Annotated in this window: 17 protein-coding genes; 10 read left to right on the forward strand and 7 right to left on the reverse strand. The window is 37.3% G+C overall.

What is annotated here, in order from left to right; all coding sequences use genetic code 11:
* Window positions 1–184: 184 nt before the first annotated feature.
* The 4 genes from ABJQ32_12545 to ABJQ32_12560 are packed head-to-tail and all read left to right on the forward strand — an operon-like array spanning window position 185 to window position 3,886.
* Window positions 185–622: an OsmC family protein gene (locus tag ABJQ32_12545; GenBank protein MEP5290473.1), complete on the forward strand. Its 438-nt coding sequence runs from the start codon at window positions 185–187 to the stop codon at window positions 620–622.
* A 12-nt stretch (window positions 623–634) separates the two neighbouring features.
* On the forward strand, window positions 635–1,960 hold the full coding sequence (locus ABJQ32_12550) for an aminotransferase class I/II-fold pyridoxal phosphate-dependent enzyme (protein ID MEP5290474.1): 1,326 nt from the start codon (window positions 635–637) through the stop codon (window positions 1,958–1,960).
* Complete coding sequence (metX, locus tag ABJQ32_12555) at window positions 1,938–2,912, forward strand: homoserine O-acetyltransferase (GenBank protein ID MEP5290475.1); 975 nt, start codon at window positions 1,938–1,940, stop codon at window positions 2,910–2,912. The genes ABJQ32_12550 and metX overlap by 23 nt, the downstream gene beginning before the upstream one ends.
* Window positions 2,909–3,886 (forward strand): homoserine dehydrogenase, encoded by a 978-nt coding sequence (locus tag ABJQ32_12560; protein MEP5290476.1) that lies wholly within the window; start codon window positions 2,909–2,911, stop codon window positions 3,884–3,886. Before metX ends, ABJQ32_12560 begins: the two co-directional genes overlap by 4 nt.
* 46 nt (window positions 3,887–3,932) lie before the next feature.
* On the opposite strand, the gene lpdA is transcribed toward ABJQ32_12560, so the two are convergent.
* From lpdA to ABJQ32_12575, 3 genes are all read right to left on the reverse strand, one after another.
* Window positions 3,933–5,327 (reverse strand): dihydrolipoyl dehydrogenase, encoded by a 1,395-nt coding sequence (gene lpdA / locus ABJQ32_12565; protein ID MEP5290477.1) that lies wholly within the window; start codon window positions 5,325–5,327, stop codon window positions 3,933–3,935.
* A gap of 29 nt (window positions 5,328–5,356) precedes the next feature.
* Complete coding sequence (locus tag ABJQ32_12570) at window positions 5,357–6,001, reverse strand: hypothetical protein (protein ID MEP5290478.1); 645 nt, start codon at window positions 5,999–6,001, stop codon at window positions 5,357–5,359.
* A gap of 224 nt (window positions 6,002–6,225) precedes the next feature.
* Complete coding sequence (locus tag ABJQ32_12575; GenBank protein ID MEP5290479.1) at window positions 6,226–7,344, reverse strand: hypothetical protein; 1,119 nt, start codon at window positions 7,342–7,344, stop codon at window positions 6,226–6,228.
* Between the two features lie 32 nt (window positions 7,345–7,376).
* On the opposite strand from ABJQ32_12575, the gene fabG reads away from it, so the two are divergent.
* A complete protein-coding gene (fabG, locus tag ABJQ32_12580) occupies window positions 7,377–8,123 on the forward strand; it encodes a 3-oxoacyl-[acyl-carrier-protein] reductase (protein ID MEP5290480.1) in 747 nt (248 codons plus the stop codon).
* A gap of 139 nt (window positions 8,124–8,262) precedes the next feature.
* Here the strand turns inward: fabG and ABJQ32_12585 are convergent, their stop codons facing one another.
* Both ABJQ32_12585 and ABJQ32_12590 read right to left on the reverse strand, forming a co-directional pair.
* Window positions 8,263–8,856, reverse strand: a complete 594-nt coding sequence (locus tag ABJQ32_12585; protein MEP5290481.1) for a hypothetical protein — start codon at window positions 8,854–8,856, stop codon at window positions 8,263–8,265.
* A gap of 2 nt (window positions 8,857–8,858) precedes the next feature.
* Window positions 8,859–9,338, reverse strand: coding sequence for an RNA polymerase sigma factor (locus ABJQ32_12590; protein MEP5290482.1), 480 nt, complete (start codon window positions 9,336–9,338; stop codon window positions 8,859–8,861).
* A gap of 223 nt (window positions 9,339–9,561) precedes the next feature.
* Between ABJQ32_12590 and ABJQ32_12595 the strand changes: the two genes are divergently transcribed.
* The 5 genes from ABJQ32_12595 (at window position 9,562) to ABJQ32_12615 (ending at window position 17,467) form a co-directional block, all read left to right on the forward strand.
* The gene (locus tag ABJQ32_12595) at window positions 9,562–11,376 is read left to right on the forward strand and encodes a DUF1800 family protein (protein ID MEP5290483.1); all 1,815 of its coding nucleotides are present in this window, start codon (window positions 9,562–9,564) and stop codon (window positions 11,374–11,376) included.
* A gap of 82 nt (window positions 11,377–11,458) precedes the next feature.
* On the forward strand, window positions 11,459–13,183 hold the full coding sequence (locus tag ABJQ32_12600; protein MEP5290484.1) for a DUF1501 domain-containing protein: 1,725 nt from the start codon (window positions 11,459–11,461) through the stop codon (window positions 13,181–13,183).
* The gene (locus tag ABJQ32_12605; protein MEP5290485.1) at window positions 13,152–14,018 is read left to right on the forward strand and encodes an outer membrane beta-barrel protein; all 867 of its coding nucleotides are present in this window, start codon (window positions 13,152–13,154) and stop codon (window positions 14,016–14,018) included. The genes ABJQ32_12600 and ABJQ32_12605 overlap by 32 nt, the downstream gene beginning before the upstream one ends.
* A 30-nt stretch (window positions 14,019–14,048) precedes the next feature.
* On the forward strand, window positions 14,049–15,314 hold the full coding sequence (locus tag ABJQ32_12610) for a hypothetical protein (protein ID MEP5290486.1): 1,266 nt from the start codon (window positions 14,049–14,051) through the stop codon (window positions 15,312–15,314).
* Between the two features lie 122 nt (window positions 15,315–15,436).
* The gene (locus ABJQ32_12615) at window positions 15,437–17,467 is read left to right on the forward strand and encodes a hypothetical protein (protein ID MEP5290487.1); all 2,031 of its coding nucleotides are present in this window, start codon (window positions 15,437–15,439) and stop codon (window positions 17,465–17,467) included.
* On the opposite strand, the gene ABJQ32_12620 is transcribed toward ABJQ32_12615, so the two are convergent.
* Window positions 17,464–19,551: a carboxypeptidase-like regulatory domain-containing protein gene (locus ABJQ32_12620; GenBank protein ID MEP5290488.1), complete on the reverse strand. Its 2,088-nt coding sequence runs from the start codon at window positions 19,549–19,551 to the stop codon at window positions 17,464–17,466. The two genes, ABJQ32_12615 and ABJQ32_12620, sit on opposite strands and share 4 nt — an antisense overlap.
* Window positions 19,548–20,249 (reverse strand): tetratricopeptide repeat protein, encoded by a 702-nt coding sequence (locus ABJQ32_12625; protein ID MEP5290489.1) that lies wholly within the window; start codon window positions 20,247–20,249, stop codon window positions 19,548–19,550. Before ABJQ32_12625 ends, ABJQ32_12620 begins: the two co-directional genes overlap by 4 nt.
* Window positions 20,250–20,255 lie beyond the last annotated feature (6 nt).

Here is a 20,255-nt window from a genome sequence, read left to right on the forward strand (position 1 = left end):
TCATCTTAGGACGAAGTGCGCCTTCATCCGGAAAAATCCATTCTATTAATTGTCTTGATCAGTTATTTACGATAAATCCATCTTTTTCAAACGGTAGATCCTAGATTTTAGAATCTATCGTCCTTTTCATGACTCTGAAATGATGATCTATCATCTTGAGTCAAACATCTAAAGTCTAAAGAACATGTCAAAAGAATTAAAATTTTCCGTGAGTTCTGTCAGTGAATCTTCCGCTAAAACTAAAGTACAAACACGAGGATTCGACCTGATAGTGGATGAGCCTGAGGCACTTGGAGGTACGAATGAAGCACCAAATCCAGTAGAGTACGTTCTCGCTGGATATGCAGGGTGTATAAATGTTGTTGCACACATAGTTGCTGAGGAATTCAAAATTCGTCTTGAAAATTTCAAGGTAGATATTGACGGATACCTTAACCCCAACAGACTCTTCGGAAAGTCATTAAAAGATCGAGCCGGATATAAAAATATTGATGTTAGACTTCACACTACATCAAACATCGATCCTGAATTAAAAAAGAAATGGTTAGCCGAAATCAATCACAGATGCCCTGTGAATGATAATCTGACTAATACAACTCCAATCTCATTTTCAATCAACTAAATAAGAATAATCATGTCACAAGAATTAAAATATGAAACACTTCAGCTTCACGCTGGACAAGAGATAGATGAAACGACTCGTTCAAGAGCAGTCCCAATCTATCAGACAACTTCATTCACTTTTAAAGACTCAGAGCACGGAGCAAATTTATTTGCACTCAAGGATTTTGGAAATATCTATACCAGAATCATGAATCCGACTACTGATGTATTCGAAAAAAGAATTGCTGCTTTGGAAGGTGGAGTTGCTGCTGTCGCTACAGGATCAGGTCAGGCTGCTCAATTCTTAGCTTTGAATAATATTCTACAGGCTGGAGACAACCTTGTATCTACTTCCTACCTATATGGAGGCACATTCAATCAATTTAAGGTCGCATTTAAGCGCATAGGAATTGAAGCTAGGTTTGCAAAAAGCGATAAGGCTTCTGACTTTGAAAGACTGATTGACCAGAACACAAAGGCAATTTATCTGGAAACCATCGGTAATCCTGAGTTCAATATTCCTGATTTTGACGCGATTGCCGAAGTGGCGAAAGATTATGATATCCCTTTAATCGTTGACAACACTTTCGGAGCTGCTGGCTATTTATTTCGCCCAATAGAACATGGAGCAGCAATTGTTACTTCTTCTGCCACAAAGTGGATTGGAGGGCACGGGACTACCATAGGAGGTGTGATTGTTGATAGTGGAAACTACAATTGGGGCAATGGGAAATACACTCAGTTTACAGAGCCTTCTGAAGGGTATCATGGACTAAAATTTTGGGAAGTCTTTGGAGAAGGGAACCCACTAGGACTTCCCAATATAGCTTTCGCAATACGAGCTAGAGTAGAAGGTTTGAGAGATTTTGGCGCTGCACTAAGCCCATTTAATTCGTTCTTGCTTTTACAAGGTTTAGAGACGCTTTCACTAAGAGTTCAACGAACAGTTGACAATGCACTTGAACTTGCTCAGTGGCTAGAGAATCATGCTTTAGTTGAGAAAGTAAACTATCCCGGATTGGCAAGTAGCCCTTATCATGAACTTGGTAAGAAGTACCTAGCAAACGGATTTGGTGGCGTTCTATCCTTCATTTTGAAAGGGGAAAAATTAGAGACCACCCAGTTCGTTGATAGCCTAAATTTAGTCAGCCATTTAGCAAATGTTGGGGATGCAAAAACTCTGATTATACAGCCTTCTGCTACTACACATCAGCAGCTTACAGACCAAGAGCAATTGGATGCGGGAGTAGCTCCAAATCTTTTAAGAGTCTCTGTGGGAATTGAGCATATAGACGACATAAAAGCAGATTTTGAGCAAGCTTTTTCAAAAGTATATGCAAGCAGTACAACAGTCTAATTCGGTTAATTATAAAGTTGAGGAACCTTTGATTCTGGAGAGTGGAAATACTCTTCAGGATCTTAGGATCCAATACACAACTTATGGGCAATTAAATTCGGAAAAATCCAATGTGGTTTGGGTTTTTCATGCATTAACAGCTAACAGCGATCCATTCGAATGGTGGCCCGGATTGGTAGGAGAAAAAGATCTTATCAATCCAAATGACTACTTCATTGTCTGCGCTAATATGCTGGGATCTTGCTATGGAAGCCTAGAACCCGAGGATTTGCATTTTCCAATTATAACCATCCGTGACATAGTCAATGCTCATAAAAAACTCAAAGAGTACTTGGGTATTGGAAAAATTAAAATTGGACTAGGTGGATCAATGGGCGGACAGCAGTTATTGCAATGGGCTGTAGAAGAGCCAGGCCTTTTTAAATTTATTGTTCCCATTGCTACAAATGCTAAACACTCCGCTTGGGGGATTGCTTTCAATGAAGCTCAGCGAATGGCACTAAAAAGTGCCTCAAATATCAATGAGGGGCTTGAATCAGCAAGAGCCATAGCCATGCTTTCTTATCGAAACCAAGATATCTACAATGCTACTCAATGTGATGAAGATGATCGGATTGATGATTTTTCTGCTGCCTCATATCAGAGGTATCAAGGAAATAAACTGAGCCAACGATTTTCACCTTACAGTTATTATTATTTGTCAAAAGCGATGGATAGTCACAATATAGGAATCAATAAAGAGGGTATAGCAAGTGCGCTTTCTAGAATAGAATCAAAAGCCATAGTGATTGGAATAGAAACAGATCTCCTCTTCCCTCCAGGTGAGCAAGAAGTGATTTATAACTACATCCCTAATGCTATTTTTTATCCAATTCAGAGCCTATATGGTCATGATGGATTTTTGCTTGAAACCGAGCAAATAACCTCCATTTTAAAAAAAGAATTACAATGAAAAATCATAAAAAAATAGGATTATTTGGATTTGGCACTGTAGGTCAAGGCTTCACTGAAGCTCTGAAAAAGCATCCTCACTTGCCTGTTGACATTGAAAAAATATGTGTGAAGAGATTGGACCTTCCTCGCATCAATCATGAATTGTATTTCACGGATAATCCTTCTGAAATTTTGGATGACTCGGATATAGATATTGTGATTGAACTAATTGATGATGCTAATGCTGCAAAGCAATTTGTTGAAAGCGCGCTAATTAACAAAAAACATGTTATTAGTGCCAATAAAAAGATGATTGGAGAATCTTTGGATCAGGTTGCCCTATGGCATACTGAGCATTCCACTTCATTTCTTTATGAAGCTGCAGTAGGAGGTGGAATCCCTATTGTTCATTCGGTAGATGGATTTCTGAAAAATCAGGAAATAACAAAGATTAGAGGTATCCTCAATGGGTCTTCCAATTACATTCTTACCCAGATGCAACAAAATAAATGGACTTATGAAAAAGCTTTAAACGATGCTCAAAAAAAAGGTTTTGCTGAAAGTAATCCCGTATTGGATGTAAGTGGTATGGATGCCTCGAACAAGCTCTCTATTCTTGCCTATCATGCATTTGGTGAAGTTACTTCTATGAAAAGCTGCGAACTGAAAAGTATTGAAGAGGTCACCGAAACAGATATCAAAAAGGCCAAGCATCAAGGAAAAAAAATCAAACCGATAGCTACCATTGAGAAGATAAATGGAGGAATTCATTGCTCTGTTAAGCCGGAAAAAGTTGGGCCACAGGATTATCTTTTCAGTGTTGATTTTGAGAATAATGCTATCAGCATTGATACATTGACAAGCGGCCAACATATCGCTATTGGTAAAGGAGCTGGAGCATTACCTACTGGATCTGCTGTATTAGAAGACTTGAAGCGGGTATTAAGTGGGCATAGATATGCTGTGAAAGAAGCTAAAAAAGTACTGGCATAAAAAAGCCCTGAATAATCAAGGCCTTATGTTTTGTTGCGTTTAGAGCTTACAAGTGAATAACTTCATCGTAAGCTGCCGCTGCAGCTTCCATCACTGCCTCACTCATTGTTGGGTGAGGATGTACAGTTTTAATGATTTCGTGACCAGTTGTTTCAAGTTTTCTTGCAGATACTGCCTCAGCAATCATTTCAGTTACATTAGCTCCAATCATATGAGCTCCTAGCCACTCACCATACTTCGCATCAAAGACAAGCTTCACAAATCCATCAGATGCTCCAGCTGCCTTAGCTTTGCCTGAAGCCGAAAAGGGAAATTTACCAACTTTCACTTCATAGCCTGCATCCTTAGCGGCTTTCTCTGTATATCCAACAGAGGCAATTTCCGGAGAACAGTAGGTACACCCAGGAATATTATTATAATCCAATGGGTCAACATGCATTCCCTTAATCTTCTCAACGCAAATAATTCCTTCGGCTGAAGCTACGTGAGCAAGTGCTTGCCCTTTAACGATATCACCAATAGCATAAACGCCATCTATATTTGTTTTATAGTAATCATCAATCAGCACTTTCCCTTTTTCAGTCTTCACTCCAACATCCTCAAGTCCAAGATTCTCAATATTTGTAGCTACACCTACCGCTGAAAGAACAACATCACAATCAAGTTGTTCTTCACCTTTCTTAGTTTTAACCGTCACCTTACAGCCAGCACCTTTCGTATCTACTTTCGTTACTTCAGAACTGGTCATAATCTTCATTCCTGACTTCTTGTAAGTTCTTTCCAGTTGCTTGCTTACCTCCTCATCTTCTACTGGCACAATTCTATCCATGAACTCTACGATTGTTACTTCAGTACCAATTGATTTGTAGAAATAAGCGAACTCGACTCCAATCGCTCCAGAACCAACTACCACCATTTTTTTCGGCTGCTTATCCAAAACCATTGCCTCTCTGTATCCAATGATTTTCTTCCCATCTATTGGTAGGTTGGAAAGCTCACGAGCTCTTCCACCAGTAGCTAGAATAATATGATTAGCATCATAAGTTGTCACTTTTCCTTCTGCATCCTTTACCTCTACTTTCTTACCTTTCTTAAGAGTACCGTGTCCCGCTATATGATCAATCTTGTTTTTCTTAAATAAGAATTGAATTCCTTTACTCATTCCTCCGGCAACATCCCTACTTCTCTTCACCATCCCAGTAAAATCAGCTTTGGCATCCTTTACCTTAATACCGTAATCCTCCGCATGATTGATATATTCAAAAACTTGTGCACTCTTTAGGAGAGCTTTTGTCGGAATACAACCCCAGTTCAAACAAACACCACCAAGCTCTGACTTTTCAACTACTCCTACCTTCATCCCGAGCTGCGAAGCTCTAATCGCGGCTACATATCCGCCTGGTCCACTACCTATTACAATTAGATCATATTTAGATGCCATAGTTATTTTTTTCGGCAAAAATAATCTTCTTATTGATCTTTTGGTCTTGAAATATGAGCTGAGTTAGCATTTTGTCCATTAGAACCTATTACAGCGCTACGATCCTGTGTGTTAACTCCTGTGCTGGAACCTATTTGACCACTACTCCCTATAAAAGTAGGCTTAACATGAACAGAAGGTCCATTAGCTATGTGTTTAAGATTTTGTCTCCTTCTATATTTGTTGCTTTCTCTATTGAATCGATTCGTATCAAACGCATAACTGCGAACATCTAGACTTTCTCCATTACCTAAGTCCACCCGAATTGTAGGTAATATGCCTCCTCGATGGAAATTAAATACGAAATCCATCATAGCAAAATTATCTCCTGCCTGGTGGTAGTATTTATACAATTCAGCATTAAGATTAAACATATAAGAATATTTCTGAGTAAACCATAAATAGTAATCCGCCCAGGAAGTCACATGATAGTATCTATTATTATGAAAAAGAAACTCAGTTTTATAGATAGATTTCAAAGAATCACTATGCTCTCCAAATGCTTTTATTGTCGGTGTGGAAGAGTTTTGCCAGGCAACTGGATCATTCCATCTGCTTTGATTTATCAAAATAGATGACTGTGCATAAGCTGTTAAGGATAATACAACACTGAGGATACTTATATAGATTTTCATATTAAAATGGTTGGTACTATTTAAAATAGTTACCAAATTCATGCCATGATTGCCTCATTTTATTAACTAAACTCTATTCGAATCATCAAATTGCTCGCTAATGCCCCAAGTCGGGTTGCAATCAGAAAAATCATGGTTATTTACTAAGATCGGATAGTCATCTCCGATCTACAGCAAAACATCTGTGTACGTCTTCTTAAGAATAAAATGAAATCGATAGTCCATTAAGTATTCGAAAATAGACGTTGAGCAATCCAGAAGATATCATTATTGATTGCTCTTAGGATTGTATATACTAAGAGGTAGAATATAAAAACATAATAAAAGTAATACCCTGTTTTACCAAAATCTTTCTTGAGGTGATTGAATAATCCAATTATCATCAAAATAAAGATTGGGTACACAATACTTAAATACCTTTCTGACTCATGGAAATCTATATGAGAATAGTAAGATCTAAGTAATGTGTATCCAGAAAAAATAATTACTATACCATGTATAGGAGTATCATATTTTTTAAATCTGAAGATGTAAGTAGTACATGCAATCAATATAAAAGCTCCCGTTAGAATTAAACGCAAGCCAGTGTTTACTTTCATTGGCATCAACCAAATAGAAATTACATTCAGGTAATTCCACCCAAAAAAATTCGTCCTGACAGCAATCTCACCTATTGAAGATTGACCAAAATAATATCTGTATACCTCAAATGCACCATAACATACTATTATATACAGTAAGGACCATAGCCACTTTGATTTCACTCGACTTACAACAACACCTGCAGAGGCAAAAACAGGAACCATGAGCATCATTCCATTTTTTGTAAGAATACTAATCAGACCAAACAGCGTAAGAAATATCATTTCCTTACTTCCTCTCCTCATTTTGAAAAGTATGTTTAGCTGAGCTAAAACCAATAATATGATTAATCCTTCGGTCCATAAAAAGGCATGCACCAGATGCATAGTGACAGAAAATAAGATCAAAACTCTAGAGATCCACATATCCTCATTATCTGCAAAAAGCATTCTGGTCAATCGGAAAATGAGATAGCTGTTTATTGAATAGATTAATAAGCAGAGAAGAGTAAGACCATACTCTCCAAAGATGGTGAAAGGAGCAATAAGCACTGGATAAAATGGAGGACGGTTGATTATTTTGCCAAGTATTTCTTCTCGAAAAAAGAATTCTCTTAAGTTTTTTGCAGCATTAAAATAATCATAAGAATCATACGTGAAACCAACACCATTTATATTCGCTAAAAATAAGAAGAGAAACGAGATACATATAAGTATTAATGGGATTGTTTTGTGTTTCTTAAAAAAATCTAAAAACTGCATATTTGAGGATTATTAAAAACCAATATTAGATAATGCAACTACTAAAAGGAAAAACAGCGCTGATTACAGGTGCATCAAAAGGAATAGGTAAATCAATTGCTGAGCAATATGCTGAGCAGGGAGCAAATGTTGCATTCACTTACCTATCAAGTGTGGAAAAGGGTGAAGCACTTGAAAAAGAACTTGCTTCAAAAGGAGTTAAAGCTAAAGGGTATCGCTCAGATGCTTCCGATTATGAAGCCGCTCAAGAACTTATCACTAATGTTGTTGCTGATTTCGGTTCTTTGGACATTCTAATCAACAACGCAGGCATTACAAAAGATAATCTACTAATGAGGATGGGTGAAGCAGATTGGGATGCTATCATGAATATCAATCTTAAATCGTGCTTTAATACAGTTAAAGCTGCCTGCAGAACAATGATGAAGCAGCGAAGCGGATCCATTATTAATATGTCTTCCGTGGTGGGAGTGAAAGGAAATGCAGGACAAGCAAACTATGCCGCATCCAAATCAGGGATTATCGGGTTTACAAAGTCAGTAGCATTGGAGCTTGGATCTAGAGGAATACGATGTAATGCAATAGCACCTGGCTTCATTGAAACTGAAATGACAGATGCATTAGATGAAAAAACGGTTCAAAGCTGGAGAGATGCCATTCCATTGAAAAGAGGTGGAGCTCCAGAAGACGTGGCAAATGCCTGCATATTTTTAGGATCTGATATGTCCTCTTATATTACAGGACAAACTATCCAAGTAGATGGAGGAATGTTGACTTAAATCTCATTTCTAAAAATCTAGAAAAGGAGCGAAATACTGAAATCACACCCTCCTTTAAGGACTTTTTGACAAACTTATTCCTCTGCTGACAAGCTTATTACTCAGTTAATGATAAGGATGTTGCGAGTGTTCAACTACTTTAATCTAAACTATTAATGTTTCTTTTAAGTGATTGCAAATAGTTTCCAAATTTTTTTTGATTGCTCCATTTAGTTAGTCGATAACTTATTGGAAGTACTATCAAAATTGAAGCTAAGTAAGGTATCCAGGCTCTTATGTCATTGGCAACAAAGCGATCAGTCATAATCGCCCTAAAAAGAAAAGCCAAGACTACATTTCCACTCAAAACAGTAACAACGAAGGTTTGATTGGAAAGAATAGTCCTTATTTTCATATGGCATGAAAGGAGACTTTCTTTAAGGTTTCCAGCCAGGTTATTGTTAAGGATAAAATAAGCTCTTATGGATAAAAGAAGACTACCTCCTAAAAATAGTAGGGAAGTTATATTGATAATGTAAGCTAATACATGATCCATCATAAACATGAAATAGGTTATAGTAGGAATAGCTATTAAAGGACCAATAATATCAAAAATGAACTTATTTTTCATACGATTAATAATGTGCTTGGATTTCATATGTATAGATTTTATAATATAGTTTTCGTCTAGCTCTTTTTGAGGAATCTGTTTATGATCTGCTTCAATCCACAATTCTTTAAGTGATTCTTCCATATCTATTTTTTTTGTCGTTTCAATTTATCTGTCAGCAGTACCTTAACCCTATGAAGTTTTACTGATACATTGCCTTTACTCAGACCGGTGATCTGGGAAATTTCTTCGTTAGAGTAATCTTCCAAGTGGAGCATGATTACTGTTTTATCAGTGTCATTCAACTTCTTGATAGCATTCATGAGTTTATCTGAATTTTCATTCGGTTTTGGAGTTTCATATTCCAACACATCCAATGAATTCTTTAATTCAGCTATTCTAGTCTCTTTCCTCCTATAAGTCAAAACTGTGTTCAGTGCTACTCTATAAAGCCATGTGGAAAAAGTCGATTCTCTCTTAAATCGAGCAATTGACTTCCATGCTTGCAAAAGAACCTCCTGATAAAGATCTTTTTTATCCTGGGGGTGATCCACATATAGAAAAATCACTTTATGTATTATTCCTGAGTGACGTTTAATTAGAAACAAGAACTCTTTTTCGTCCAATTTTGATGATTTTAATTGGTTAGTGTCATAAGACATTCTTAGATTACAAGAAACGAAAAATCTTATTATAATCGGCTCAAAGTATCTTTGGCCATTTACATGAGACGAAATATTTTTCTATGGAGCCAATTTAAAATGACAATTAAACTATTTATAGATTTTTTATCACTTATTTTATAATAAAAGAATTAATTTTCAAGTTATAAATTGAAAATTAGCATCTATGCCTCTTACCCAATTAACCGGAACCCTTGGTATAAAAAGAGCTGCTCATTTATTAAGACGGGCTTGCTTAGGAGGATCTAAAACCGAAATAGATACTTTCGCAACACTTACCCCTACTGAAGCAGTCCAACGGCTTTTCAACAATGAATTGCCGGACCCAGGAATTCCCGTACCAAACCCGGCGGCAGAAGAAGAAAACCTTGAACAAGATTTTCTTACGTGGCACCTTGGACAAATACTCGGCAATAACAGTAACTTGGAAGAAGCTCAAAAGCTCTCTTACATATTCAGAGAACGATTAGTATTTTTCTTTCATACCCATTTTACTACCAAGCGATCAGTTGTAAGAGACTGGAAGGCCCTTTACTACCAACAAGCTTTGTTCAGACTATTCGCATTTGATCAAGAAGACTTAACAGTTCCTCCTGAAGATCCAGATGCTGATCCTGGAGATCCCAGATCAATGGAAACGATGGCTCCAAGAAATTTTAAACAGCTTACTAAAAAACTGTGCGTTGATAATGCAATGCTCCGCTTCCTAGACGGTAGACTCAACGTAAAAGATCGTGTAAATGAGAACTTTGCAAGAGAACTTTTGGAGTTGTACTCCATTGGGCGTGGACTCGAAGGAAACATACCTCCACCTGAATTTGACGGAGACTACTTCGTTTTCACAGAGCAGGATGTACAAGAAGGAGCCAAAGTAGTCTCTGGATTTGAATTATTCATAGACTTTAATTCTTTGGAAGAGGCAGTACTGGATCGAGAGACAGGCCTTCCCAGAGGAAGAGTTAAGGGAATCAACACTACCATTCAAAATGAGTTTGGAGAAGACGAAATCGTAAGATTAGCCAGTCAGCACGAAGAGGGGATTAAAACATTCAGCGCAAGACTCAACAATGGCACTGTAACACCAAACGAAGAACTTCAATTAGGTGGAAACCCCACGGAACAAAGTATTTTGGACGAAATCAGCCAATTTGTTGATTTGATTTATGAGCAGGAGCAAACGCCCATTGCGATTTGTCGAGAAATCTATCGCTTCTTCGTTTATCACGAAGTAACTCCAGCACTACAGGAAAGTATTATTCAGGATTTAGCAGACATATTTATTGCAAATGAGTTTAAAATACAGCCCGTCCTTGAAGCGCTCTTTACGAGCACACATTTTTACGAAGCAGAAGCAGGTGCCGTAGATAACAACTTTGGCTGTATTATAAAATCTCCAATTGATTTGGTTCTAGGATTTATGCGGAATTTCGAAATAGCCTTTCCGAATTACGAGACGGAGCTAGAGTTATACTATGCCTTTGCTGAAAATATTTTAGATGAAATCGGTAATCAAGGTATGAATTACTACGAGCCTTTTGAGGTAGCTGGCTATTCCGCATACCACCAATTTCCGATTTTTAACAGAAGCTGGATTACGCCGAATTATCTAGCGAACCGATATGGTTCCATTCGAGAACGGATTTCGGATGGGAATGTCATGGAAATGGGACAAGTAGATATTGTGCAGTTTGTAAGGGACAATTTTGCAGATGTTGCTCCAAATGCCAACGAGCTTATGCTTACTGTGATACAATACTTTTTACCTGTATCCGATGATTTGAGTTTTGAAGATGATTCGAGCGAAATTACAGTTGCCAGACTTAATTACTTTAAACGAGTCTTTTTGGATAATATTGATGAAGATCCTGAAGCACAATGGACAATAAGATGGACCACTGGGCAAGATCCAACTACTGTAGCTACTCAGTTGACTAACCTATTCAATTCAATCCTGCAATCTCCTGAATATCAATTAATGTAATGAGCATAATTAGAACAAAAATTATCCGACTCAAAAGTCTATTATGCGAATTCCATGTTGCTTTTAGAAAAAGACTAGAAACATGAAAAGAAGAAATTTTATAAAGAAACTGGGATTTGCAGCCGGAGCTCCAATTGCATTTCATGGAGTTCCATTAAAATTGATGGGTGCAAATAATGAGCTGCAAAGACTTGCTCAGCAGAGTACGAATGACCGAGTAATGATCATTCTGCAGATGCACGGTGGAAATGATGGGCTAAACACAGTCATACCTATCGCAAACTATGATGAATATTATAGCAGGCGAGCAAACATTGCCATCCCATACAAAGTGGGAAATAGAACGCTAATACCCTTAGATAGCACAGTTGCTTCAGAGGAGCAAGTGGGACTACACCCAGATATGAACGACTTCAAGCACCTTTATGATACAGGTAAGGCTGCTGTTTTTCAAGGAGTTTCTTATGAAAGAAATAATGGATCTCACTTTCGCGGCAGAGACATCTGGTTTATGGGTGGTGGTGCAGAAGATTACTTTTCTTCTGGCTGGATCGGTAGATATTTAGGAACAGAATATGCTCCACTTACGTATCCGGACGACTTTCCTTCAGAAGAGATGCCTGATCCTTTGGCACTAGAAATGGGGAACGATGTTTCCCTGCTTTTTCATCAAACAGGAAATATTCCAACTTCAATTTCTTTAGGAAACAGTCCACAAGGGTTACTTTCACAAATAAATGCCTTAGAGGGGTTTAAAGAAGAGGTCAATGAGGAAGGTTCTTTTACGGTGGATGATAGAGGGCTTCCTCCAGAATTCCTTGATGAGTCTCCCTATGGAAAGGAGATGGATTGGATCTTAGGGCTTGAGGATAAGTCGGAAACTTACATAAAAAGACTCGCAGAGATTTATGAGTCTTCTTCAGAATCTTCGGTAACATACCCCGAAAAATATCCATTTAATGCGCCAGAAGGATCGAAGAATAATGGACTATCTAACCAGCTAAAATTGGTGGCTCGCCTTTTGGCTGGGGGTGTAAAAACAAAAGTTTTCCTCGTCAAAATTGGAGGATTTGATACGCATGCCAACCAAGTGGAAAGTTATGATCCAACTATGGGTAGTCATGCGGCCAAAATGTACCATATTAGCTCTGCTATGAGAGCTTTCCAAAAGGATCTAAGATCACGTGGCATAGAAGACAAAGCTTTAACCATAACCATGTCCGAGTTCGGGCGTAGAGTAGGATCTAATGGTAGCTTTGGAACTGATCATGGTACCGGTGGTCCAATGATGATGTTCGGGTTGGGTGTAAAACCAGGTATTTATGGCGTGAATCCAGATATGTCCTTAAGTAATGTTGGTTTACAGTTTGATTATAGACAAATTGCAGCAAATGTTCTTTTTGAATGGATGGGAGTAGAGAAATCAGTGATTGATAGCGAGATCTTTTACGGGGACTTCATTGACGGACCGAATCCGGCGGGAGGTAATTATGAGCCAATGGATCTCATAAAAGAGGTAATCCTAGGAGAAAAAGATTACGTAAAAGCCAAGTATAGGATCGATTCAGTCTATCCTAACCCAGCTTCAAATTATACTCAAGCAAAAATTTTAGTAAATAATTATCAGGATGTTAATGTTCAACTCATTAATGTTCGAGGAGATATCGTTTCTCAAATAAACAGAAGAGTGGCTCCAGGTGAGCATACCTTCTCTTTCGTCCTTGACTCATTGAGTCCAGGTTTCTATTTTATCAAAGCAAAATCTGAAATGTTAGATGATACAAAAAGACTCATCATCCGTAAGTAGGTTCGGGGGCTTAATTGTCCTTCTGTTGATTTCTTCTATGGTTCTCGCTCAAAAAAAGCCGCGTTCCAAGAATCCTCTCGAATCATTCCTAGACACCCAATTCTGGCTTGGATTGAAAATGGGTGTAAATTATACTCAGGCTTTTCCTGAAACAAGAAACACCGGATTCAGCCCTATAGACTATTCCGCAGATAGTTTACAAAAGAGCTACGATGATTTTGCCCTACCTGGAGCCCATATGGGACTTGAAATGAATTTTTATCATAGAGGTTTTTCAGCTTCATTTCAGCCTGCATATAAGAGGAGTAGATATAAATACAACAGTGCGTTAGAATGGATAGGGGAGCAATCAGCAAATAGATTCGAAACAAGGTACGATGTGGAGCAAAGACTCGATCTCATTGAATTACCTCTAATGATTAAATATGATGTTATCCAATCAGGCAAAATACGTCCATTTGTAATGGTTGGAGGATTCCACACCTTGGTGATCTCGGCTCAAAAAGATGTTAAAATCACTCAAACTGATTACTCATCAGGCAATCCATTGACATCCTCAGGTGGAACGACAACCCTGGGAGTAAAAGACGCTTTCAAAAACTTCTCAGGAGTATCTGGAGGAATCGGAGTTAATCTAGATTATTGGAACATTAGAACCGTTTTTGAGATCAATTACAAACACTCTTTGACCTCAGCTACTCAACCTAATATTCAACAAAATGAACTTGCATCATTAGGAGAAACGAATGACGAAATATTCCTCAGGGATTTCAGCGTTTCTTTAGGATTTGTCTTCCCTTTCAGATTTATTGATCAACAATTCAAAGCTTATTAAAAATAGTCTCAATTGAGATAAATATTCGCAATGAAAACTGTCACAAAATACATATCTAATTCAATTCGATTATTTCCAAGTCTAATTGTGTTCATTGTTTTAACTGCATGCTCAGATGATGAACCCTCGTTAAGTGAGTCGTTTTTTAAAATTTACGATGACTCCAACTTTGACGTAGGATATGATCCAATTGACGTGATTGAGGTAAATAATGGTTACATTATTCTTTCCGCAACAGATCAGCCAAATTCTAATTTTGATGGTATACAATTAATCAAATTAGATGATGAGGGCAACTTTGTTGATGAAGCTGAATCAGCATTCAATGACTATGAAGCTCCTATCGGAGATATGTATTTTGACGATTCTGATAGCACAGCTTATTTTTTCGCTAAAAACTCCTCTTCTCTGGATGCCGTATTGATTTCTATTAATACTTCGCTAGAAGTCGTAGATGCCCGACTACTTGGAGGGGTCAATTACCCGCTAGCTGTATCAGAATCTAACAATGATAATGCGCTTGTAGTACTTAGCTACGACCCGGTAAATTTACAAACAGAATTGACTGAGGTATCAAATATTAATTCAGATCCTATCATTGGCAATATCGCTGAATACTCTATAGGAGCTGGGAACGATACCAATGTTGAAAATCTTGTTATTAACCATTTCACATCCAACAATGACTTTAAAATTCCGTTTTTCTGTGGCCAAACACCTCAAGGAAACTATTACTTCAACGGATTCACTGAATTCAGTATGTCTCTTGTAATATCAAGTCCTAATAATATTTTAGCAGAAGATAGAAGAGTTCTCGGTCAACCAATAAATGATCCACTCATACCAAACCCATTAAACGCAGGTATACGATCAGTCATGCCGCTAGAGGATGGTAATTATGCTGTTGCAGGGTTTCAGTTCGAAGAAAACTATCAATTACATTCTAATCCGCTAACAATCGGATCAGTTGCTCAGTTAGATTTCGGAAATATGGCTGAAATACGCCCTTACTCAAAATCAAAAATCATTAGCTATACAACTAATGATGTCGATTACACTATTTTCGCCTCTGAAACCAAAGGCAACCAAGTTGTTTTACACTTTTATAATGCTAGCAGTGGATCCATAGACGGCATCCATTATGTCGGATTCTTGAACCCCTTTACTTTTTCATCTATCAAAGTCGGTTCTGATAATTCTCTCTTGATTTTAGGAACGACTTTCACTGCGGGGCGGTTCGAACGTATCTTTCTAACCAAAATTTCTGAAGGAGAGGTTTCCAGTTATTTAAATTAAACTGCCGATTATAAAATAGTATCCTAAAAAGTTATTTCCCGTATTGTTCTTTTGAAGTAGCTTTCAAGTTTCAGTATCATAGGGCTGACTAAACTTCAATTAAAGAGCGAATTATAAATTTAATGGGTACAAGTTTTCTGTATTTAGAATATTCTGGTTGGTGGGTACTTCTCATCCTTATTTTCGCGGCAGCATTGTCCTATTTTCTTTACGTCAAAAAAAATGTTCCCTGGAATAAGACTCAAAATTTGATCTTGGCATCAATCCGCTTTCTTGCAATTAGCTCCATCCTGTTGCTCTTACTATCACCTAGCATACGAAAAGTCACCAATACTTTTGTAAAGCCCCTAATCACCATTGCATTTGATAACTCCCAGTCTATACCAGCCAGAGGAGATAGTCAGGAGAATTTAAGTACAAACCTTATTGAGCTGGCAGAAAAATTGAAAAAAAATGATTTAGAGGTAGTTACAATTAGTCACGATGATTCTACAACTTTTAGTGCTCCGACCACTAACCTTTCTTCACTTATCAAAAAAGTAGAACTTGAGGCGCAGGACAAGAATCATGTTGGGATGATTTTAATTAGCGATGGAATCTATAATCGTGGGTACTCCCCTCTCTACAAAAACTACCTAGTCCCTGTATTTACAATAGGAATGGGAGATACGATACCGCCGAAAGATATAAGCATTTCCAGAACTAGATATAATAAAGTCACCTTCAAAGGAAACGAAACACCTATTCAGCTTGAAATAACTCAAGACGGTTATCAAGATCAGGAAGTGAATATTCAGCTTAGAGAAAAAAATATTCTCATTGCCGAGCAAAAAATAAGACTTAAAAATAATCTTCAGGAGGTAGTGTTTAATGTGAAATCGGGGGAAGAGGGACTCAGGTACATTGTTGCTTCGGTCACTAGTGTAAGTGGAGAATCAACCTATGAAAACAATCGATCAAACATTTTCATGGAAGTGATAGACGGTCGTCAAAGGGTGTTAATTGTAGCTAATGCTCCTCACCCTGATATAAAATCAATAAGAAGCTCTTTAGCAGAAACTGGTAATTATCAAACTGAAGTATATATCCCTGAAATCCATAAAGAAAAACCTAATGAGGTATTTGATGTGGTGATTTTTCATGGAGCATTCACTTCTGGAGTAACATATACACCAAAAGAAAATCCTGGAATATGGTATATTTTAAGCAATGAAAGCTCTATCACTTCGGTTAATAAAACACTCCCATACATAGAAATAGAACGCAGAGGTTCACGTCCGGACAAAATTGTAGGGTCATTTAATCAATCATTTAGCAAGTTTAAAATTGAAAATGCTGAAGCTTTTGAGGAATATCCTCCTATAGAAGTTCCATTCGGAAATTACAATTTGACAGGTCCCACAGAAGTTTTAATGTATCAGAAGCTAGGTAGCATCAAAACACAAAAACCTCTAATGGCAGTTTTTGATGATGGGACACAAAAAAGTGCCATTCTATTTGGTCAAAACATATGGAAATGGAAATTGCAAGAAGCTGCTATCACAGAGAATACAACCAACTTCAGTAGTTTAATTACCAAGACGGTACAATTTCTAACGGTGAAGAATGATAAGAAACAGTTTCGATTCAATGTACGTCAAAGTAATTTTTCTAATACTGAACCAGTGATATTTGATTCCGAAGTATACAATGACATTTATGAACGTATCTATGACAATGACATCACAATTAATATTTCAAAAGAAGGTGATGAATTTAAAACGTTCAATTTTACCGATTCGGAATACAATACCACCTTCACATCACCAACATTCTCAGCAGGTATTTATAGATATGAAGCAACAGTAACTATAGGTGCGACAGAGCTAAAAGACGTTGGTGAATTTTCTGTTCAGAATATTAATCCAGAATACCTCAATCTTACTGCAGACCATAGAATGTTGAAGAACCTAGCAAGCAAAACAGGAGGATTTCATACACATTTCAACTCCATTGAAAATTTGGCAGAAGAAATAGAAAGCCGTGATTTCAAGTCAATCATAAAAAGTGAAGAAGATCTTAGTCCGTTGCATCAAGCATGGTGGTGGTATTTCATTATACTATTTCTCTTTTCAACGGAATGGGTTTTGCGGAAATATTGGGGAGGTTACTAAAAATTAATAATAGCTCCCACATAACCTGTCCTTCTTGAGTAAAAACTATCAGCTCGTTCTGAATAATCAAAATTATATACAAAGCTTCTTGTATTTCTAGTGTCCATAACATTATTCAAACTTGCGAATGCAATGACATTTACCTTTTCCGAAAAGGTAAATATTTTACTCACTGAAAGTCCAATATTTGAATAGGATCCCAGTCTTACGAGATTTTCAGCAAATCTTGGCTCGTACACATCGAGGGAGTTATTATAATTAGCCGATTCCACCTCAGAAATTGTTGTTCCTTGCCTAGTTACCATTGTAGATTCAATTGTCCAGAATCTACCCGGTGAATATGCCAAATTGCCTCGTATAAAATACGAAAGATCGTACGCATAAGCTCCTTCAATACTACTGGCGTCTAAAAGAGTTATTGATGTAGAAGCTCGCAATTTCGAAGAAAAGCGGTAGTCAGTAAATAACTCAATTCCTCTCGCACTATATTCAATATTGTTGATTTCACCTCTTTTATCAAATATGCTCACTGCAATTTCAATCCCATTCTTTTCTCTTTTAATATCAAGTGATTTTTGAATACTTTCAGATGAAAATGGCTCACCCGTATTCTCTAAAAGACTATGTTTATTATACTTACCTGCTCCCAAAGTGATTGTCCATGTATCATCTGTATAGGACAAGTTTGCTTGGCCGCTTATGTAATTTCTTACCTCGCCATTTGGAATATTTTTTCTAACACTTGACCCAAAAGCAATCTTTTCAGAGAAAAAATATTTGAAGTAACCGTAACCCTCCAATACACTCATTCTCACTTCCTCATTTAGTCTAATAGTCGGATGATTTTCGTCAAGTGCATAGGAAATTTCATGGAAGTTGCCATTTACCCGAGAGGATCGATGGTCATAACTAACTCCCGTTTTCAAACTGAATGACTCTTTTGATAATAGGTAGTTTGCCCCAAGAAAAAGATCCTTCTTTTTCACATTAAAAGCCACGTTGGAATAACTATAATTCCCATTGCTAATGCTAAGGCCGCTGTTAAAACCTATCGAACCTATTTTGAATGGTTTTTCTAGTGAAGAAATGAGAAAGCTTCGCTGTTTTTCTTGATCAAAAATTCCATTGAAACTAGGATGCTTGAAATTGAACTCATATTCTTCCGTAACAGAATAACTCAACACTTTCCAGTTTAAGAGTTCATTTTGACCATACCAATACACTCCTAAATCATTTGACGAGAAAGCTTTGATCTCTTCTAAAGCCTTTTCGTTCAATGATTTAATAGGTCCGCTCGGCTGCCAGTTGGTAAATATTTTAAAGCTTTGCTTGTCATTAATCTTCTGTTCTCTTGAAAAACCTATATTAGCCAAACTCAGAATCAAAGAGTTTGCATTTCCGTCAAGTATCCGATCATCCGTTTGCATAGAAATAATACCTGAAGTAGTATTTCCAAACTCCAGTGGTGGATTTCCAGGGAAAACTGTTACTCCCTTTATAATGGCCGTATTAAAGATGCTAAAGGTTCCAATTCCATTTAATTGAGAGTAACGTACAGCATCATATATTGGCACACTGTTTAGAAACACTCCCGTTTCAATCGGACTACTTCCTCTCAAACTAATATTTGCAGACTCATCAGTTGTCGTTGATGCAGGCAATGAATTGACCGCAAGGATTGGATCTGCTTTTGCCGCCGGATTGGTATAAATGTCATTTTTTTTGATCTCCATATATTTAAATTCCTCAGAAATCAACGGTTTAGCAGTAACGACTACTGTTTGTCCTACAGTTTCAATTTCTCTAAGATTTATGATCATTTCAGTTTTAATTGGAATAATTTGCTCTTCAAACCCAACATAAGAAACCACAAGAGAGTCATTTAGGTCTTCTTTTGAAATGGATAAACTAAATCTTCCTGCTGTATCTGCAATAGCTCCCTTTCTCCAATTATTCAAAAGGTAAGTATGGGCTCCAATGAGCCCTTCTCCACTCTGAACGTCTACTATTCGGCCAGATACAATTTCTTGACAAAGAGCAGAAAAGGAACCACTGAGGCAGAATATGACAGCAATGATCTTCACGACTTCTCAAGCTCAGCTAATACTGATTTTGCCCAGTAAAATTCAGGCTCCATGGCTATCGCTTTTTCTAAAGTCTTCTTTGCCTCATCCTTTTTTCCAACTTTGTTATAGGCCATAGCTAGTCCCATAAATGTGTCTGCATACAACCATCTTTCACTTACACCTTCTCTCTCAAATAGTTCAATAGATTTTTCGAATGCAATCACTGCTTTATCTGGATCTCCGCCAAACATTTCAGGCGTGTAAAGCTTTGAGCCACCATGTAGTTTTTGAACTAAAGCAGATTCGGGTTCAAGACGTAATGCCTCATCCATGAGCGATGAACTCTTCATGCCATATAGCACCCCTTTCATAGGACTATATGCCATTACCAAACCATATATAGATGAAAGAACAGCTCGGGCTTCACCATTATCGGGGCTCTTATCCATTATTTCTTTCAGCAAATCCACCGCAGGATCTATATACTCATCAAAAGTATCTTCATCTTCAGTAGCCATAGTATTACTAAGTAGCCCATACATCGCTATTGCCTTGTCAAGGCTATTATCTCCACTTTCTTTTTCTGCTATAGAAATACTTCTTTCCCACATGGTTTTGCTCGCTTTTAAGTATGCCGCATATTGTGTTTCTTGTGATGTTTGTGCAGTAACACTGACTGTCATTCCTATTAAAAAAATTGATATTAACTTTTTCATAATGTT

The organism is Marinobacter alexandrii (genome assembly GCA_039984955.1).
Lineage (GTDB): Bacteria > Bacteroidota > Bacteroidia > Cytophagales > Cyclobacteriaceae > Ekhidna.